At 57.2% G+C, this 19,560-nt stretch carries 10 protein-coding genes; 7 read left to right on the top strand and 3 right to left on the bottom strand.

Features of this window, described 5'->3' with window-relative positions:
• Window positions 1-177: a hypothetical protein gene (locus VLX68_09875; GenBank protein HUI92541.1), complete on the top strand. Its 177-nt coding sequence runs from the start codon at window positions 1-3 to the stop codon at window positions 175-177.
• On the opposite strand, the gene VLX68_09880 is transcribed toward VLX68_09875, so the two are convergent.
• Window positions 167-1,717 (bottom strand): sigma 54-interacting transcriptional regulator, encoded by a 1,551-nt coding sequence (locus tag VLX68_09880; protein HUI92542.1) that lies wholly within the window; start codon window positions 1,715-1,717, stop codon window positions 167-169. The two genes, VLX68_09875 and VLX68_09880, sit on opposite strands and share 11 nt — an antisense overlap.
• 83 nt (window positions 1,718-1,800) lie before the next feature.
• Window positions 1,801-4,005 (bottom strand): glutamine synthetase III, encoded by a 2,205-nt coding sequence (locus VLX68_09885; protein HUI92543.1) that lies wholly within the window; start codon window positions 4,003-4,005, stop codon window positions 1,801-1,803.
• 374 nt (window positions 4,006-4,379) lie between these two features.
• On the opposite strand from VLX68_09885, the gene gltB reads away from it, so the two are divergent.
• From gltB to purF, 6 genes are all read left to right on the top strand, one after another.
• A complete protein-coding gene (gltB, locus tag VLX68_09890; protein ID HUI92544.1) occupies window positions 4,380-8,909 on the top strand; it encodes a glutamate synthase large subunit in 4,530 nt (1,509 codons plus the stop codon).
• A complete protein-coding gene (locus tag VLX68_09895; protein ID HUI92545.1) occupies window positions 8,909-10,333 on the top strand; it encodes a glutamate synthase subunit beta in 1,425 nt (474 codons plus the stop codon). The genes gltB and VLX68_09895 overlap by 1 nt, the downstream gene beginning before the upstream one ends.
• Window positions 10,334-10,726: 393 nt before the next feature.
• Window positions 10,727-11,818, top strand: a complete 1,092-nt coding sequence (carA, locus tag VLX68_09900) for a glutamine-hydrolyzing carbamoyl-phosphate synthase small subunit (protein HUI92546.1) — start codon at window positions 10,727-10,729, stop codon at window positions 11,816-11,818.
• 1 nt (window position 11,819) lies between these two features.
• Window positions 11,820-15,104, top strand: coding sequence for a carbamoyl-phosphate synthase large subunit (carB, locus tag VLX68_09905; protein HUI92547.1), 3,285 nt, complete (start codon window positions 11,820-11,822; stop codon window positions 15,102-15,104).
• 88 nt (window positions 15,105-15,192) lie between these two features.
• On the top strand, window positions 15,193-16,800 hold the full coding sequence (locus VLX68_09910; protein HUI92548.1) for a CTP synthase: 1,608 nt from the start codon (window positions 15,193-15,195) through the stop codon (window positions 16,798-16,800).
• Between the two features lie 85 nt (window positions 16,801-16,885).
• On the top strand, window positions 16,886-18,280 hold the full coding sequence (gene purF, locus VLX68_09915; GenBank protein ID HUI92549.1) for an amidophosphoribosyltransferase: 1,395 nt from the start codon (window positions 16,886-16,888) through the stop codon (window positions 18,278-18,280).
• A gap of 155 nt (window positions 18,281-18,435) precedes the next feature.
• On the opposite strand, the gene VLX68_09920 is transcribed toward purF, so the two are convergent.
• Window positions 18,436-19,506 carry a DUF933 domain-containing protein gene (locus tag VLX68_09920; protein HUI92550.1) on the bottom strand — a complete coding sequence of 357 codons (1,071 nt, stop codon included), beginning with the start codon at window positions 19,504-19,506 and terminating at the stop codon, window positions 18,436-18,438.
• Window positions 19,507-19,560 lie beyond the last annotated feature (54 nt).

The raw sequence follows: 19,560 nt of genomic DNA on the forward strand, positions 1-19,560 counted from the left end.
ATGCCATCTATCAATCAGGCCGGAATTGTGCCGGAACTAATCGAATTGCAACGAAGATGGATTGATTCTGCAGCACAAATTTGTAGGAACCAAAAAGTAATAATTCGAAATTGTACCGATGCGATGGTGAAAATTTTTACGGAAGGAAAACAAGCGGCGGCGGCCTCTATCGCTTAAATCTCCCGTAATCAATCTTGTATTTGCAGATTTTATACTGGATGATTCGTTTCGTGGTGCCCAGTGTCTTTGCGGCTTCCGTCTGGTTGCCGCGCGAGTCCTTGAGTGCGTCGGTGATGAGCTCACGCTCGTACGCCGAGACAAGATCTTCAAAGGAGTTTGAACGGTTTGCGGCGGACAGGTCCTTGAGCTGCAGGGTGGGCGGCAGGTCATGGCCGTTTATTGTGTCGCCGGTGGCGACCAGCACGGCGCGCTCCATCACGTTCTCGAGTTCGCGCACGTTGCCCGGCCAGTGGTAGGCCGACAGCATGTCGATGGCGGGCGTGGAAATGCGTACGATGGCCTTGTTGTGCTGCTTGGCGTATTTTTTAACGAAATAATCGGCGAGCAGGAGGATGTCGGCGCCCCGATGATGGAGCGATGGCAGCGCAACGGTGAAGACGTTGATGCGATAATACAGATCCTCACGGAACCTGCCTTCCGCGACGTTCTTTTCCAAATCGCGGTTGGTGGCGCATATGAGCCTGACGTTCACCCGTATGAGCGCGGTGCCGCCCACGCGCTGGAATTCCTTTTCCTGGATCACGCGCAGCAGGCGCCCCTGGGCCGACGGCGACATTTCTCCTATTTCGTCAAGAAACAACGTGCCGTTGTTTGCGGATTCAAATTTGCCGATGCGGCGGTCGGTCGCGCCGGTAAACGACCCTTTTTCATGGCCGTACAGCTCGCTTTCCAGAAGCGACTCCGGAAGCGCGGCGCAGTTGACCGCGACAAACGGCCCGTCCTTGAACATGCTTTTCTGGTGGATGGCCCTCGCCACGAGTTCCTTGCCCGTGCCGGTCTCCCCGCGGATGAGCACGGTGGTGGGTGAGGAGGCCACCTGGCCGATCTGCCGGAACACCTCGCGCATCAGGCTCGAGTTGCCGACCATCTCGTCGGGCTTTCCCATTTCCTCGAGGGTCTTGCGGAGGTCGAGGTTCTCCTTTTCCAGCGCCGTGATGCGCGCCTGCTGCGAACGCCGCTCCTTGACAACCTGCGAAATGAGGTCGGCGATCGCCTCAAGGAACCGCAGGTCCTCCTCCAGGTTCTGCGCGGCGCCGTTGGTCACACGGTCAACCGAGAGCGCCCCGATCACGGCATCACCGGATTTGATCGGCACGCAGAGGAACGCGATATTGGAATGCGCCAGATGGGAACGCGCGCCGGTTTTATTGAGGAATTCCGGCTCGTCCTGGAGCTTCGGGACAAGAATCGACTTTCCGGTTGCCACGACCTTTCCGGTGATGCCCTCGCCGAGCCGGTAACGTGCTTTTTTCGTGTTTTCCGGGATTCCCCGCGCGATGTCGACGTTGAGCTCCGAACCGTCGGCGTTGAGGATGGAAATCATGCCGCGGTTCATGCCGGCGTGGATCTCCAGTATCTCGAGGATTTCAGAGAGGATTTTCTCCAGGTCGCTGCCGGCCGCCATTGCCCTGGCGATGTTGTAGAGCACCGAAAGGCCGTTGAAGCTGATGTTTGTTTTTAATTCGGAAATGATCATGAATATTTCCCTATTTGCACGGTATTTGATCCTTTCTGATCATTATGCATGACGGCGCCGGCGGCATCCCCCGCGCCCTGCCTCTACGATATGAACAGCATCTCCCGGTATTTCGGCAGCAGCCACATGTCGTCGGGCATCATGGTTTCCAGTTCGTCAACATGCTTTCTGATATGCTCCATCTGCGGCTTGAGCTCCTTGAAAAACAGTTCGGTTTTCTTTTCAGGATCAAGGTCGTGCCCGTGTTTCAAAATGCCGTGCATCTCCTTGATGTTTTTCCGGATGAAAAAGATGTCCGCGCTCAACTGCGCCAGCATGTCTTTCCGGTCGTCCACCACGCCGCTGGGCAATGAAATGGTTTTTTCATCGCTCCTGAAATCGGCGAAACTTTCAAGCGTCTTGAGGCTTTCGCCGACCTTGTGCTCGAATTCCAGCGCCTTGGGGATGATCATGCTGTTCACCATTTCAGCGAGCGCTTTCGCTTCGATGATGAGGACCTTCTCGTATATGTCCAGCCAAATGTTGTAGCGGGCGTTAAGCTCGACGGGAGTGAATACCGCGTGCTTTTCAAACAGCTTGAGCGTATCCGGCCTGATGAACGCTTTAAGCGCCTCCGGCGATGACGCCACGTTCGGGAGTTTCCGTTTTGCGGCCTCTTTCACCCATTCGTCGCTGTAATTGTTGCCCTCAAACAGGATCGGCCTGCTTTCCCGTATTGTTTCTGAAAGAACTGCCATCACCGCGCTGTCGAAATCGTTGCCCTTTGCCGCCGACCTGATTTTCGCCGTAACCTGAGTGAGCGATTCGGCCACGATCGTGTTGATCACCGTGACGGAGGTCGCGATGTTCATGGAGCTTCCCACGGCGCGAAATTCGAACTTCGAACCGGTGAAGGCGAACGTGGAGGTCCGGTTGCGGTCGCTGGTGTCTCTCATGAATTTGGGCAACAGGTGCACGCCCATGTCCACGATGTCCTGTTTGGTAACCTTTTTTAATTTGCCGCTTTCGATTTGTTCCATGATTTTTGCGAGCTGTTTTCCCAAGTAAATCGAAACGATCGCCGGCGGCGCCTCGTTGGCGCCCAGACGGTGCTCGTTTCCGGCCGTCGCGACCGCCGCCCGCAGCAGGTCGGCATGTTTGTACACCGCGCTTATGACGGAGACCAGCACGGTGAGAAAGAGGAGATTTTCTTCCGGCGTGTCGCCCGGGTTGAGCAGGTTGGTACCGCGGTCGTCGGCAAGCGACCAATTGAGGTGCTTCCCGCTTCCGTTGATGCCCGCGAACGGTTTTTCGTGGAGCAGGCACACCAGTCCGTAGCGCCGGGCTACTTTATTCATGAGATGCATGAGCAGGATATTGTGGTCCACGGCGATGTTCGATTTTTCAAAAATCGGTGCCAGCTCGTATTGATGCGGCGCCACCTCATTGTGCCGGGTGCACACCGGGATGCCCAGTTTGTAGGCTTCCTCGGTAAGGTCGTTCATATAATTGAGCATGCGCTCTTTTATCGAGCCCAGGTACTGGTCCTCAAGCTGCTGTCCCTTCGGCGAGGCAGCGCCGACGAGGGTCCGGCCGGTGAGCTGGAGATCCGGACGCAGTTTATAGTATCCATCGTCAATCAGGAAATATTCCTGTTCCGGCCCGCAGGTTGAATAGACGTTTTTCACATCGGCGTGTCCGAAGAGTTTCAAGGTCGCCAGGGCCGCATTGTTCAGGGCAAGATCGCTTTTCAGCAGGGGCAGTTTTTTATCGAGCGCCTCGCCGTTGTAGGAAATGAAAATTGAAGGAATGCAGAGCGTCCTTCCTCGGTCAACCTCCGCGATGAACGCGGGAGAGGAAGGGTCCCACGCCGTATATCCTCGCGCCTCAAAGGTGGCCCTTATTCCACCGGAGGGGAAGGATGATGCGTCCGGTTCGCCCTGGATAAGTTTGGAGCCGCTGAACTTCTCGATCACCTGGCCCACGCCGTTAATGGTAATGAAACTGTCGTGTTTCTCGGCGGTAAGGCCTGTCATGGGTTGGAACCAGTGCGTATAAGCCGTTGCGCCCTTCGATATGGCCCATTCCTTCATGGCATTCGCAATTTCGTCGGCCTGCTCCGAACTTATAACCGCGCCTTCATCCTGCCATTTTTTATAGGCCTTATAGGTTTTTTCAGAAACCATTTTTTTCATGACAAGTTCGCCAAAGGTATTGATGCCGAAATATTCAGACACCTTGTTGAACTCTGTTTTTTTTGCAGCATGCGCGCAGCCGATCTCATGGGTAACGGAATATCTATTGCTCATTTTACCGCCTTTTATATTGAAATGGTGAACCAAATATTTTTGTCATCATGTAAGAAGATCTTTAATAAATGATCAAAAAATATGCCATAAATGTATCATAGATTTAAAAACGTAAAAAAACGGCTTTATTAAACAAAGTGGGTTATATTTTAACCAAGGGCATCAGTTATTTTTGATTAAAATAAACAAAAATGTTTTATTGATCAATTTAATATTCATTTTTGTATCATTAAATAAGATGTAATGCTTGATATATTAACGAAAATGAACTTGAAATAGTGGCACACATATTGCAGAACAAATATGTATCAATGACAAAATATTAAAAGAAATCCAATCGAAATCAAATTATAAAAATGCAAAAAGAGACTATCATGCGGCACTTCGGCCTCTATAATCCCCAAAACGAACATGGCAGCTGCGGCGTCGGATTTGTTGCCAATGTGGACGGCAAGCGCTCGCACCAGATCGTGGCCGATGGAATTACGGTGTTAAAAAATCTCGTTCACCGTGGGGCGCTTGGCGGCGACGGCAAGACCGGCGATGGCGCCGGGCTCTTGATTCAAGTGCCGCATGAGCTTTTTAAGGCCGAATTGGAAAAAGAGGGCCTCGGACAACTCCCGGCAGAAGGAAGCTATGGCATAGGAATGCTCTTTCTGCCGCATGATGCGGAGGCGCTGAGGGCAGTAAGAGATCTTGTTGAACTGACGATCACGGCTGAAGGCGGGAGGTTGATCGGCTGGCGCGACGTTCCGGTGCGCCCGGAAAGTCTCGGAGAGATCGCCAGGTCGTCGATGCCGCGTATCAGGCAGGTATTCGCAGAATTCGGCGGGATCGGCGGAGATGAACTTGAAAGAAAACTGTATGCCGTGCGCCGCTCGATGGAAAAAGCCGCAAGGGAAAAGAATTTCTCAAACGAGGACTTTTATGTGGTGTCGTTCTCCGGCAGGACCGTGACCTACAAGGGGATGCTGGTCGGGCCGCAATTCGAGGATTTTTATTCGGACCTCGGCAGGATGGAATGCGCGAGCGCAATCGCGCTCATCCACCAGCGCTATTCCACCAACACGTTCCCGTCGTGGCCGCTGGCTCAGCCGTTCCGCGCAATCGCGCACAACGGCGAAATCAACACCCTGCGCGGCAACATCAACAAGATGAGGGCGCGCGAGGCCACGCTCTCGCCGGTCGTCGGAGACCTTGACATAAAGAAACTGCTGCCCGTCATCGATGCGCGGCTCTCCGACTCGGCGATTTTCGACAACGTGTTCGAGCTTCTCACGCGCGGCGGCCGCTCCATGGAGCACGCAATGATGATGATGATGCCCGAGGCGTTTGGCCCGCGCTACCACATCAGCGAGGACAAACGCGCGTTCTACGAATACCACGCGGCGATCATGGAACCGTGGGACGGCCCGGCCGCCATCGCATTTACCGACGGCGAAAAGGCGGGCATGTCGCTCGACCGGAACGGTCTGCGCCCCGTGCGCTTCGTGATCACCAAGAGCGGAAAAGTGGTGGTGGCATCGGAGGTCGGCGTGCTCGACATAGAACCCGACGACGTGCAGCAAAAGGGAAGGCTCGGGCCCGGAAAAATGTTCGTCGTTGACACGAGGCTGCACCGCATTGTTTTTGACAATGAAATCAAGGCGTCGGTATCGCGGCGGAAACCCTACCGCCGCTGGCTCGACGCAAACCGAATCGAGTTGCGGGGCCTGTTCCAGGCGCCCGGCCCGGTTACCGTCGAACAGCAGTCGCTCCTCACCAGACAAAAAGTGTGGGGGTACACGCTCGAGGACCTCGCCATGATCATCGCTCCCATGGCGGAAAACGGCCAGGAGCCGGTGCTTTCCATGGGAAACGACGCCGCGCTTGCCGTGCTTTCGCAGCGGCCGCAGCTTTTATACAATTATTTCAAACAGCTTTTTGCGCAGGTGACCAATCCAGCCATCGATCCCTACCGGGAAAACCAGGTGATGTCGCTCATGGGATTCATGGGAAGGGAAGGAAACCTTCTCGACGAGACGCCCCTCCACTGCCGCCAGCTCAAACTGCCGCACCCGATATTGACAAACGAGGACATGGACCGGCTGCGCAGCGTGGACCAGGACGGGTTTACCGCCGCCACGATCCCGATGTTCTTTTCCCGGGGAGCCGGCGCCCGGGAGTGCGCCGCAGCCCTTGATGCCATGGGCGGGGAGGCGGTGCGGCTTGTTGACAAGGGAAATGCGCTGCTCATCTTGAGCGACCGCGGCGTCACCGACTCGCGCGTGCCGGTGCCGGCCCTGCTTGCGGTGTCGGCGGTGCACCACCATCTCGTGGCCGCTGGCAAGCGCCAGCTCACCGGCGTGATCGTGGAGACCGGCGAGGCCCGCGACGTCATGCATTTCGCGACCCTCATCGGGTTCGGCGCGTCGGCCGTTAACCCGTATCTGGCGTTCGAGACCGTTGCCGATCTGTCAAGGACCGGCATGTTGTCGCGGGAATTGAAGCCGGAAACGGCGATTGACAATTACATCACCGCGGTGAAAAAAGGCCTGCTCAAGATCATGTCGAAGATGGGCGTATCCACCATCCGCAGCTACAAGGGCGCGCAGCTGTTCGAGGCCGTCGGGCTCAACCGGGAATTCATCGACCGCTATTTTCCCAATACGCCCTCGCGTATCGGCGGTGTCGGGCTCGACGTGGTCGCGGCCGAGGCCATGAGCCGGCACGCCGCCGCTTTCAATGCAAAAAGCGGCGAATCGCTCGCGTCCGGCGGTGATATCCACTACAGAAAAGACGGGGAAAAACATCTTTTCACGCCCGAGGCTATCGCGCTTCTACAGCAGGCGGTGCGTAAAAATGACTACGGGCTGTACCGCCACTACGCGGCCGCGATCAACAACACGGCAACGAACCTTTGCACCTTGCGGGGACTGTTTACCTTTAAAGAACGGACGCCGGTACCGCTTGATGAAGTGGAGGCGGAGGAAAAAATCATCAAACGGTTCGTGACCTCGGCGATGTCGTTCGGCTCCATAAGCAAGGAGGCGCATGAGGCCATGGCCGTTGCCATGAACCGCCTGGGAGCAGCGAGCAATTCAGGCGAGGGCGGGGAAGACGAAGACCGCTTCCGTCCCCTTGACAACGGCGATTCGCTCAACAGCGCGGTCAAACAGGTCGCCTCGGCGCGGTTCGGGGTGACAAGCAGCTATCTGGTGAATTCCCGCGAATTGCAGATCAAGATCGCCCAAGGCGCAAAACCGGGCGAAGGCGGCCAGTTGCCGGGACACAAGGTGAACGCCGAGATCGCCAAAGTACGCTACGCAACGCCGGGGGTCGCGCTGATTTCGCCGCCGCCGCATCATGACATCTATTCGATAGAGGACCTGAGCCAGCTTATTTTCGACCTTAAAAACGCCAACCCGCAGGCGCGCATTTCGGTGAAGCTCGTCGCCGAGGCCGGCGTGGGCACTATCGCGGCGGGAGTCGCAAAAGGCAAGGCCGACATGGTGCTCATCAGCGGGCATGACGGCGGCACCGGCGCATCTCCGCTTTCGTCAATCAAATACACGGGGGCCCCCTGGGAAATCGGGCTTGCCGAGACCCAGCAGACCCTGCTGCTCAACCGGCTCCGCGATCGCATACGCGTCCAGGTCGACGGGCAGCTGCGCACCGGGAGGGACGTGGTGATCGGCGCGCTGCTCGGCGCGGAAGAATTCGGTTTCGCCACCGTGGCACTGGTGACGCTTGGGTGCGTCATGATGCGCAAATGCCACCAGAACACCTGCCCGGTGGGTGTTGCCACGCAGGACCCTGAGCTGAGAAAACGTTTTACGGGAAAGCCCGAGCATGTCATGAACTTCATGCGGTTCGTGGCGCGCGACACGCGGGAGCTCATGGCGCGGCTCGGGTTCCGCACCATTGACGAAATGGTGGGCCGCGCCGACGTGCTCGATAGCGACGCCGCAATAGGGCATTACAAAACCAAAGGTCTCGATTTTTCCGCCGTGTTTGCGGTGCCGGTGCTCCCGGCGGGAACCGCGCTGCGTTGCACCGGTCCGCAGCGGCACGATTTCTCCCATTGCCTCGACCTCGAACTCATCGAACAGTCGAAGAAAGCGCTTGACGAAAGGCAACAACTCAACCTTTACGCCTCCATACGCAACTACAACCGCGCCGTGGGCGCCATGCTCAGCGGCGAAGTGTCGAAGCGGTACGGCTCGCGCGGCCTCCCCGCCGACACCATCCGGTGCAAATTCACGGGCTCCGCGGGCCAGAGCTTCGGCGCGTTCTGCGCGCCGGGCATCACCTTCGAGCTTGAAGGCGACGCCAACGATTATTTCGGCAAGGGCCTTTCGGGCGGGAAACTCATCGTGTATCCGCCCAAGGGTTCGACGTTCAGGTCGCACAACAACATCATTACCGGAAACGTGAACCTGTTCGGAGCGACCGGCGGCGATGCCTTCATTAACGGCATGGCGGGCGAACGTTTCGCCGTGCGCAACAGCGGCGCCACCGCGGTGGTGGAAGGCGTGGGCGACCACGGCTGCGAATACATGACCGGCGGCGTGGTGGTCATCATCGGGCGAACCGGCATCAATTTCGCCGCGGGCATGAGCGGGGGGGTTGCCTTCGTACTCGACGACACGCAGTTGTTCGACACGCGGTGCAATCTAGAAACCGTGGACATCGAGCCCGTCGCGGATCCGGCCGATCGTGAATTGCTGCATTCCCTCATTGAAAAGCATGTCGCTTACACCGGCAGCGAATACGCGGCGCGCATCCTGCGAGACTGGACCGAGATGCTGCCGCAGTTCGTGAAAGTAATGCCTGTTGATTACCGGCGCGCGCTCGAGCGCCTGCGGCGTGAAGAATCGAAGGAGACCGAAACGGTCTCGGTGACCGAGGAGGTTTTTCGCTGATGGGAAAGCTCACGGGATTTCTTGAATATCAACGGAAGAATTACGGCTACCGGCCGGTGGCGGAGCGCGTGAACGATTACCGCGAGCAGGTCGTGCCCCTTACGGCGGAAGAACTTTCGCGCCAGGGCGCGCGCTGCATGGACTGCGGCATTCCCTTTTGTCATGCCATGGGGTGCCCGCTGTTCAACCTGATCCCCGAATGGAACGACCTCGTTTACAAAAACAAGTGGCGCGAGGCGTACGAGCGGCTGTCGCTCACCAACAATTTCCCTGAGGTCACCGGGCGGATATGCCCGGCGCCGTGCGAGACCTCGTGCACGCTCTCCATCAACGACGCCCCCGTGACCATCAAGCAGATCGAGCTGGCGATCATCGAGCGCGCCTACAGCGAGGGATGGGTGGTGCCCCGGCCGCCCGATTTTGAAACGGGAAAAAAGGTGGCCGTGATCGGCTCCGGGCCGGCCGGGCTTGCCGCGGCCCAGCAGCTTCGCCGCCTGGGCCACCGCGTCACGGTGTTTGAAAAGACCGAACACATCGGCGGCATCATGCGCTACGGCATCCCGGATTTCAAGCTCGAGAAACAGGTGCTTGACAGAAGGCTTGAGCAGCTGCGCGCCGAAGGAGTCGAGTTCGAAACCGGCGTGGTGATCGGCGAGGACCTGTCGGTGCGGTACCTGCGGCGCACCTACGACGCGATCCTGCTTGCCCTTGGCGCGGGCGAACCGCGCGACCTGCAGGTGCCGGGCCGTGGGCTCGAAGGCATTCACCACGCAATGGAATACCTTACGCTTTCCAATTCGTTTCGGGCGGGTGAAATTCCGGAGCAGCAACTCATTTCCGCCAGGAATAAAACCGTGCTGGTCATCGGCGGCGGCGACACGGGCAGCGACTGCGTGGGGACCGCAATACGTCAGAAGGCGAAAAAGGTGTATCAGTTCGAGATACTGCCCAAGCCCGAGCAATGGGACAACACCTTCAACCCCTCGTGGCCGGCATGGCCGCAAATATTGCGCACGTCAACGTCGCACGAGGAGGGCTGCGAGCGGCAATGGTCGGTGACCACCAAACAGTTTACCGGCAAAGATGGCCGCGTGCATCAGGCCTCCTGCGCCCGTGTGGAATGGAAGCCGGACCCGGCCTCGGGACAGATGAAAATGAGCGAGATCCCGGGCTCCGACTTCACGATCGACGCCGACCTCGTGCTGCTGTCCATGGGGTTCCTCCATGTCAAGCACAGCAGGCTGCTTGCGGGACTCGGCATCGGCTTTGACAACCGCGGAAACATCATGGCGGGCAGCAACCATGCGACAAACGTAAGCGGCGTTTTTTCCGCCGGCGATTCAAGCCTCGGCGCTTCGCTCGTGGTAAGGGCCCTGTATAACGGCCGGGAAGCGGCAAAATCGATTGATGCTTTTTTAAGTTGACTTGCATTGGTTATAAGCATTATTTTGAAACTGTTAAAAATGCATAAGAAATACAAAATATGGTGTGTCTGGTGCGGTACCTATCCCAAATGTGGGATAGCGGCAGGCACCAGGAAAGGGACGCGGATTTAGAAAATGTTCAAAAATTCCTGGCATATTTTGGGAGGGATTTTCATGAAATGCCAGGTATTCCCGCCTTCTTTTCTCCGGGGAGGCATTTGGCCGCCCGGAGTTACTGAGGCAGAATCACTGGCTCCAAGCAAAAGACATCTATCCAGACAAGGGTAGGTGTCTTTTGTTTTACTATGATTTATGTGATTCGTTTGATTACCATGATTTTAAGCGCGGAAGAAGGTTATAAAGAAAAGGAATCATAAACGAGAGAGGTAGCGTTTGAAAGGCATATTGGCATTAGAAGACGGAACCATATTCGAGGGTGACGGATTTGGTGCTGCCGGAGAGGCTTGCGGCGAGGCTGTGTTCAACACCAGTCATTCCGGGTACCAGGAAGTGCTTACCGACCCATCGTACTGTTCCCAGATCGTGACCATGACCTATCCGCTCATCGGCAACTACGGCGTCAACGATGCCGACGTGGAGTCGGGCAGGGTACAGGTGTCGGGATTTGTGGTGAGGGAATATTGCCCGTACCCGTCAAACTTCCGCTCCCAGAAAACGCTCCACGATTACCTGAAGGAAGCCGGTGTGCCTGGTGTGTCTGGCATTGATACTCGCAAACTCACCCGCAGGCTCCGCATCGCAGGTGCCATGAAGGCCGTGATCTGGACAGGCGACAAGGCGCCGGCGGCTTCCATGCTGGTGGAAAAGGCAAAGGCGTGGAAGGGGCTTGTGGGCGTTGACATTGTCAAGAACGTAACCTGCAAAAAGCCTTACGAATGGGAAGGGGCGAAAAACGGCGGCAAATACAATGTGGTGGCGTTTGACTTCGGAATAAAATTCAACATTCTCAGGATTCTCAAGGCCATGGGCTGCAGGCTCACGGTGGTGCCTGCGTCAACCACGGCAAAAGAGGCGCTTGCACACAAGCCCGACGGCATTTTCCTGAGCAACGGTCCTGGCGATCCGGCTGCGGTGACGTATGCCATAGAAACCATACGCGAGCTCAAGGGCAGGCTCCCGATTTTCGGGATATGCCTCGGCCACCAGCTTTCGGCGCTCGCGCTCGGCGCCAAGACCTACAAGCTCAAATTCGGGCACCGCGGGTCCAACCATCCTGTCAAGAACCTGGAAAACGGGACAATAGCGATCACTTCCCAGAATCATGGGTTCTGCGTGGATATGGAAAGCCTTAAGACAGGCGGCGTCAAGATGACTCACCTTAACCTGAATGATAATACCTGTGAAGGATTGTCTGATATGAAAAGCAAGCTCTTCTGCGTTCAATATCATCCAGAAGCCTCCCCCGGTCCTCATGATTCAGGTTACTTATTCAAGCAGTTCATCACTATGATGGAGAATAATTAAAATGCCAAAGCGTTCCGACATCCATAAAATCTTAATCATCGGCTCCGGCCCCATCGTGATCGGCCAGGCGTGCGAATTCGATTATTCCGGTACTCAGGCGTGCAAGGCGCTGCGTGAGGAGGGATTCGAAGTCGTGCTTGTCAACTCGAACCCTGCAACCATCATGACCGACCCAAACACGGCGGACAAAACGTATATCGAGCCCATCACGCCGGAGATCGTTGAGAAGATCATCGCCCGGGAACGCCCCGACGCGCTGCTGCCCACCATGGGCGGCCAGACCGGTCTCAACACCGCCATGGAGCTCGCGGAAAACGGCGTTCTGTCGCGGTACAACGTGCAGCTCATCGGCGCGGATTATAATGCAATCAAGAAGGCAGAAAACCGGAGCGAGTTCAAAAAGGCGATACAGCGCATCGGGCTCGAGGTGCCGAGGAGCGCGCTGGCTTATAATATGGAAGAGGCCTGGAACATCGCCAGGGACATCGGGTTTCCGCTCATCATCAGGCCGAGCTTTACGCTTGGCGGCACGGGCGGCGGCATCGCGAACAACGAGGAGGAGTTTGAGCGCGTGGCCGACCACGGCCTGCGCTGCTCGCGAATCAACGAGATCCTCATCGAGGAATCGGTGATCGGCTGGAAGGAATTCGAGCTCGAGATCATGCGCGACAAGGCCGACAATGTGGTGATCATCTGCTCCATAGAAAACGTTGACCCCATGGGCATCCACACGGGCGACAGCATCACCGTGGCGCCGGCGCAGACCCTCACCGACAAGCAGTACCAGCACATGCGCGACGCATCCATCGCGATCATCCGCGAAATCGGCGTGGAGACCGGCGGGTCGAACATCCAGTTCGCGGTGAACCCGGCAAGCGGCCGCATGGTGGTGATCGAGATGAACCCGCGCGTGAGCAGAAGCTCGGCCCTGGCGAGCAAGGCCACCGGTTTCCCCATTGCAAAGTTCGCGGCGAAACTGGCCTGCGGCTACACGCTCGACGAGATACGCAACGACATCACGCGCGAGACACCGGCGAGCTTCGAACCGGCCATCGATTATTGCGTTGTCAAGATACCGCGGTTTGCGTTCGAGAAGTTCCAGGACGCCGATCCGTCTTTGGGCATCCAGATGAAATCGGTGGGCGAGACCATGGCCATCGGCCGCACGTTCAAAGAGGCGCTCGGCAAGGGGCTGCGTGGCCTCGAAATCGGGAAGCAGGGGTTTCAGAGCGTTCCGCGGCCCGAGAAAACCAAGGAGGAGATTGTCAAAAACCTGGCCTTGCCGCGCGCCGACCGGATCTTTCTTATCCGTCATGCAATTGACAAAGGCGTGTCCGTTGCGGACATCGCAAGGGCGACCGGCATCGATCCATGGTTCCTCGACAATATGCGCGAGATCGTGGAGTATGAAACGGCCTTGACGCCGAAACTGCTGATCCGGCCTGCGGCCGATCTCAAGACCGCCCTTGTCAAGGCGAAAAAGTACGGTTTTTCAGACATGCAGCTGGGCAAGCTTTTATCAACTGACGACCTGGCAATAAGAAAAAAGCGCAAGGAACTTGGCATTGCGGTCACCTACAAGCTCGTTGACACCTGCGCCGCGGAGTTCGAGGCGTACACGCCGTATTATTACTCGACCTATGAAGACGAGGATGAGGGGGTTCCGTCAAATAAAAAGAAGATCATCATTCTCGGCGGCGGTCCTAATAGAATCGGACAGGGCATCGAGTTCGACTACTGCTGCTGCCAGGCAAGCTTTGCGCTGCGCGAGCTGGGCATCGAGTCCATCATGGTAAACTCAAACCCCGAGACCGTATCCACCGACTACGATACGTCCGACAAGCTGTATTTCGAGCCGCTCACGTTCGAGGACGTGATGAACATTGTCGAGAAGGAAAAGCCGGCGGGCGTGATCGTGCAGTTCGGCGGACAGACGCCGCTCAACCTCGCGCGCAAGCTGCACGACGCGGGCGCGCCCATCATCGGCACTACCGTCGATTCGCTGGAGCAGGCGGGCGAGCGCGGCGCATTCTTCACGATGGTGAAGAAGCTCGGACTGCACCAGGCGCAGAACGCCATGGTGACCTCGAAGCAGGAAGCCTGCGATGTTGCTGCGAAAATCGGGTATCCCGTGCTCATGCGGCCCTCGTTCGTCTTGGGCGGACGCGCCATGAGCATCGTATACGACGAGGCCGAACTCCTTTCGTGCATCGACGAGGCGCAGGCGGTTGCCGAGAACCGGCCCCTGCTCATTGACAAATTCATATCCGACGCGATCGAAGTCGACGTCGACGCGGTGAGCGACGGCGAGAAAACCATGATCTGCGGCATCATGGAGCACATCGAGGAGGCGGGCATCCATTCGGGCGACAGCGCGTGCGTGCTGCCGCCGCACACCCTTTCCGACGACATCATCGACGAAATACGGCGCCAGACCTTCGCCATCGCGGCCGAGCTCAAAGTGGTGGGCCTGCTCAACATCCAGTACGCGATCAAGGACGAGGTCGTGTACGTGCTGGAAGTCAACCCGCGCGCGTCGCGCACCGTTCCGTTCGTGAGCAAGGCAAGCGGCATACCCTGGGCCAAGATCGCGGCAAAGGTGATGGCGGGCGTCAAGCTCGCCAAGATCCCGGAAGCCGCGGAGCGGCCGCTCGGCTATTTCGCGGTCAAGGAATCGGTGCTGCCGTTCAACAAGTTCCCGGGCGCCGACACCGTGCTCGGCCCCGAGATGAAATCGACCGGCGAGGTCATGGGCATCGACAAGGACTTCGGCCTGGCGTTCGCGAAGTCGCAGGAGGCGGCGGGCAACGTGCTGCCGCGGTCCGGGACGGTATTCCTGAGTGTCAAGAACAGCATGCGGCGCAACATCATCTTCATGGCGAAGAAAATCGCCGACATGGGGTTCAAGCTCTGCGCGTCGGAGGGCACCTGCAAGGTGCTGCGGAGCAACGGCGTGAACGCCAAGGAAGTGCCGAAGATCGGCGAGGGGAAGCCCGACATCGTGGACCTCATCAAGGCGGGCGACATCAACCTGATCGTCAACGTGGTGGCGGGCAGAAAGTCGCAGATGGATTCGAAACCGATCCGCAGCGCGGCCGTAGTGCAAGGGATTCCCTATATCACCACGCTCGAGGCGGCGCAGGCGGCGATCAGCGCCATGGATTCGCTCGAAAAAACCGGTTTTTCCGTAAAGTCAATCCAGGATTACGCCGCCGCGCTGGTAAAAGGCAAGGCGCGCGATGCCGAGGATACCATCGATTTCAAGAAGTCGCTGTGGACGGAGTGAAGAATTGCGGATTCCGGATTGCGGAATGCGGATTGAAAAACGTCAACGCTGAATTCAACTATCATCCTATCAATGGCGGGGGTTCATTATGTCCAAGTTCATCTTTGTGACCGGAGGCGTGGTGTCGTCGCTGGGCAAGGGCATCACGGCGGCGTCGATAGGTCTTTTACTCAAGAGCCGCGGGCTGTCGGTCATCAACCAGAAATTCGATCCCTATCTCAACGTCGACCCGGGCACGATGAACCCCTACCAGCACGGCGAGGTCTATGTAACCGACGACGGCGCGGAAACCGACCTCGACCTCGGCCATTACGAACGCTTCACGGGCGCGACAACCAACAAGAACTGCAACTACACCTCGGGCCGCATCTACGATTCCCTGATTAAAAAGGAACGCCGGGGCGATTTCCTCGGCGGCACGGTCCAGGTGGTGCCCCATGTGACAGCCGAAATCTGCGAGTCGGTGCGCTCGGTGGCGAAACCCGACGTCGACGTCGTGATCTGCGAGATCGGCGGCACCGTGGGCGACATCGAGAGTCTGCCGTTTCTTGAGGCGCTCCGCATCTTCCGCATCCAGGAAGGGAGGAACAACTGTTTCTTCATCCATGTAACGCTCGTTCCGTACCTTCACAAGGCGTGCGAGGTGAAGACCAAGCCGACCCAACATTCAGTGGGAAAGCTGCGCGAGATCGGCATCATCCCCGACATGCTCGTGTGCCGCACCGAAATGCACCTCGACAAGGACGTGCGCCGCAAGATATCCCTGTTCTGCAACGTGGACGAGGAGGCGGTGGTCGAGGCCATGGACGCGGAACATTCCATTTACGAAGTGCCGCTCGAGTTCGCGGCCCAGGACATTGACACGGTCATCATCGACACGCTCGGCCTGCGCGCCGGCCGCCGGAACCTCAAGCCCTGGCGCGAATACGTGGACAAGGTTATTTCCGCCGAAAAGACGGTCAACATCGCGATCGTGGGAAAGTATTCGGAACTTCTTGACGCGTACAAGTCGATCCATGAGTCGCTCAACCACGCGGGCGCGTTCCACAACGCAAAGGTCAAGATCCTGAGCGTGTCGTCGGAGGACATCGAAAAAAGCGGAGCCGAGAAGATCCTAAAAGAAGCGCACGGCGTTTTGGTGCCCGGCGGCTTCGGCGGCCGCGGCGTGGAGGGAAAGATCATGGCCGTCCAGTACGCACGGGAGAAAAACGTGCCGTATTTCGGCATCTGTTACGGCATGCACATGGCGGTCATTGAGTTCGCGCGCCACGTTCTCAACCTGCCCGACGCAGACACGACCGAAAACAGCCCTGAAACCAAGAACCCGGTCATCCACCTCATGGAAGAACAAAAACGCGTTCTCAACCTGGGCGGCACCATGCGGCTCGGCGCTTACCCCTGCGTTCTTAAAAAGGGGACCTTGGTCCGGAAGTGCTACGGCAAAGACCAGATCTCGGAGCGCCACCGTCACCGCTACGAATACAACAACGACTACAAGGAACGGTTCGAAAAGGCCGGGCTCATCGCCTGCGGCGAATCGCCTGACGGCATTCTCGTCGAGATGGTGGAGCTCCACAACCATCCGTGGTTCGTGGGCGTGCAGTTCCATCCGGAGTTCAAATCGCGCCCCATTGAACCGCATCCGCTGTTCAGGGACTTCGTGGGCGCGAGTTTGAAAAATAAGGGGAAAAAATAAAAATAGCCACAGAGACACAGGGAATTATAATTTTCTCCGTGCTCCAAATCTCCGTAGTGAATGTTGATTTTATAGAAGGAACAGCATGTCAGATAACCTTCACGAACAATGCGGCGTGTTCGGTGTGTTCAACAGCCACGAAGCGGCGGAACTGACGTATCTCGGCCTCTACGCGCTCCAGCACCGGGGCCAGGAAAGCTCCGGCATCGCGGTGTCGAACCAGACAGCGGTCACCATGCACAAGGCGATGGGCCTGGTGAACCAGGTGTTCAAGCATCAGGAAACGCTCGACGGGCTCAAAGGTTCGAGCGCGATAGGCCACAACCGGTATTCCACCACCGGTTCCTCCGATCTCTGCAATGCCCAGCCCATCCTCATCAACTGCCGGATCGGACAGATCGCGGCCGCGCACAACGGCAACCTCACCAACACGGTAAAGCTCCGCGGCGAAATGGAAAATGACGGCTCCATATTCTCCTCCACCACCGACACCGAGGTCGTCGTGCATCTCATCGCGCGTTCCAAACAGGAAACCGTGGAGGCGATGATCCTCGATGCTCTCTCGCGCGTCAAAGGATCGTATTCGATCCTGTTTCTCACCAAGGACGCCCTCTACGGCGCGCGCGACCCGCGGGGGTTCAGGCCGCTGCTTCTGGGCAAGTCGGGGGATGTTACGTTCCTTTCGTCGGAGACCTGCGCCTTTGACCTGGTGGGGGCGGCAATCGAGCGGGAGGTGAAGCCGGGCGAGATGGTGCGGATTGATAAGAACGGAATCCAGACCTATTCGATCCCGCTGTTCGAACGCGTCAAGCGGCCGTCCTACTGTATTTTCGAATACATCTATTTTTCCCGTCCCGATTCGTTCGTGTTCGGCGAAAACGTCGACAAGATACGGCGGCGTCTCGGCCGGCAGCTCGCCAAGGAGCACCCGGTGGCCGGCGCGGACCTCGTGATGGGCGTTCCCGACTCTGCCACCACGGCAGCTCTCGGGTTTGCCGAGGGTTCGGGCGTGCGGTTCGACATCGGCCTCATCCGCAACCATTACGTGGGCCGCACGTTCATCCAACCGGTTCAGTCGGGCCGCGACCTCGGCGTGCGCATCAAGTTTAATCCCGTCAAGGGAGTGCTCAAGGGAAAGAAGATAGCCGTTGTGGATGACTCCATCGTGCGGGGCACCACCATGAGGAAAATTGTGAAACTGCTTCGCACGGCCGAGCCTGCCGAGATTCATTTGCGCATCTCGTCGCCGCCCATCATCTGCCCGTGTTTTTACGGCATCGACATGCCCACCAAAAAGGAGCTCATTGCGTCGGAAAAGAAGGTGGAGGAGATCCGAAGGTACCTTGACGTGGATTCGCTCGGCTATCTTTCCATTGACGGATTGCTGTCGGTGGTTTCAGCGCCCCGAGAAAATTTCTGCGTGGCCTGTTTTTCCGGCGATTATCCGATTGAGCCGTTTGGGGAGAAAGGGCATTGTTAGTCCGTTTTGATTAATCAATTGCATTTTCTTGCGGGGGAGGCCTCCCCCTCGCCGCGGCCCGGCCGCGCGCGAAATTGTTTCCTGCGATATCGTATCCGAAAATTGGCGCGCCCGGTCCTTCGCTACCGCGATGCAGTAACCCGCCAGATATATATCTACACATTAAATCGTATCGACAAAATATCCCCGTCCTTGACAATATATTCTTTTCCCTCCATCCTAAACTTTCCCGCATCCTTGACTCCGGTTTCAGATCCGGTCGCCATCAAATCATCATAGGAAAAGCATTCTGCGCGGATGAAGCCGCGGGCGAGATCCGAGTGGATGGTGCCTGCCGCCTCAACCGCGTTTGAGCCTTTGAGCAGCTCCCACGCACGTACCTCGTCTTCCCCAACGGTAAAGAAGCTGATGAACCCGAGCGTTTCGTATGCGACAAGCGTGAGGCGGTCGGCGGCCGACTCGTTTATTCCGGCGTCGTCCATGAATGCTTTGATTTCCGATTCGTCAGCAAGCCGCGAAAGTTCCATTTCAAAATTGCCCGAGCATTCAATGGCTTTGTATTTTTTTGACAGGTCATTGACGATGCCGGGATTCTTTTTAAAAGTGTCCTCATTGGAATTAAGGATGAGAAAGAGCGGCTTCTGGGTGAGAAATTGAAATCCGCGAAGCATTTTCTTTTCATCCGCCGTAAATTCAAGCGACCGTATTGACTGCATCTTGTTGAGGCATTCAAGGATTTTCTGCAGCAGCTTTTCTTCAGCCGCAAGCGCTGGGGTTTTCCCGCCCTTTGCAGACTGCGCGATGCGCGCCAGGCGGTTCTCCGCGATGATCTGGTCCGAAAGCAGAAGTTCCTCCTCGATGGCAGCAAGGTCCTCAGCCGGCGAAGGCACCTTTCCCTCGCCTGAGGGAAAGTTACGCAGCACCACGGCCAGGCTGTCCGTGGTCTTGACAAGCCGCATAAGGTCGGGGCTGAACAGCTCCTCTTTTTTCGTTTCGTCCTTTTCCACGCCAACAAAATCGACGAGCTCCATTCTGGCGTAGGTGGTCTTTTTCGGATGGTACAGCCGCGACAGGCTGGTGACGCGCTCGTCGCCAACGCTCACGGTCGCGATGTTCGGCTCGGTTTTCGCCGCGGCATAGGCCGACACCTCGGCCCGCGACTTCGACAGCGCGTTGAAGATGGTGGTCTTGCCCGATTTGGGCAGGCCGATGAGTCCGATTTTCAAAATGATGCCCCGAAGATGGAAGTAAAATGAGGGATGAAAATAGCAGATGCCAAT

The organism is Chitinivibrionales bacterium, from assembly GCA_035516255.1.
In the GTDB taxonomy this organism is placed as follows: domain Bacteria; phylum Fibrobacterota; class Chitinivibrionia; order Chitinivibrionales; family FEN-1185; genus FEN-1185.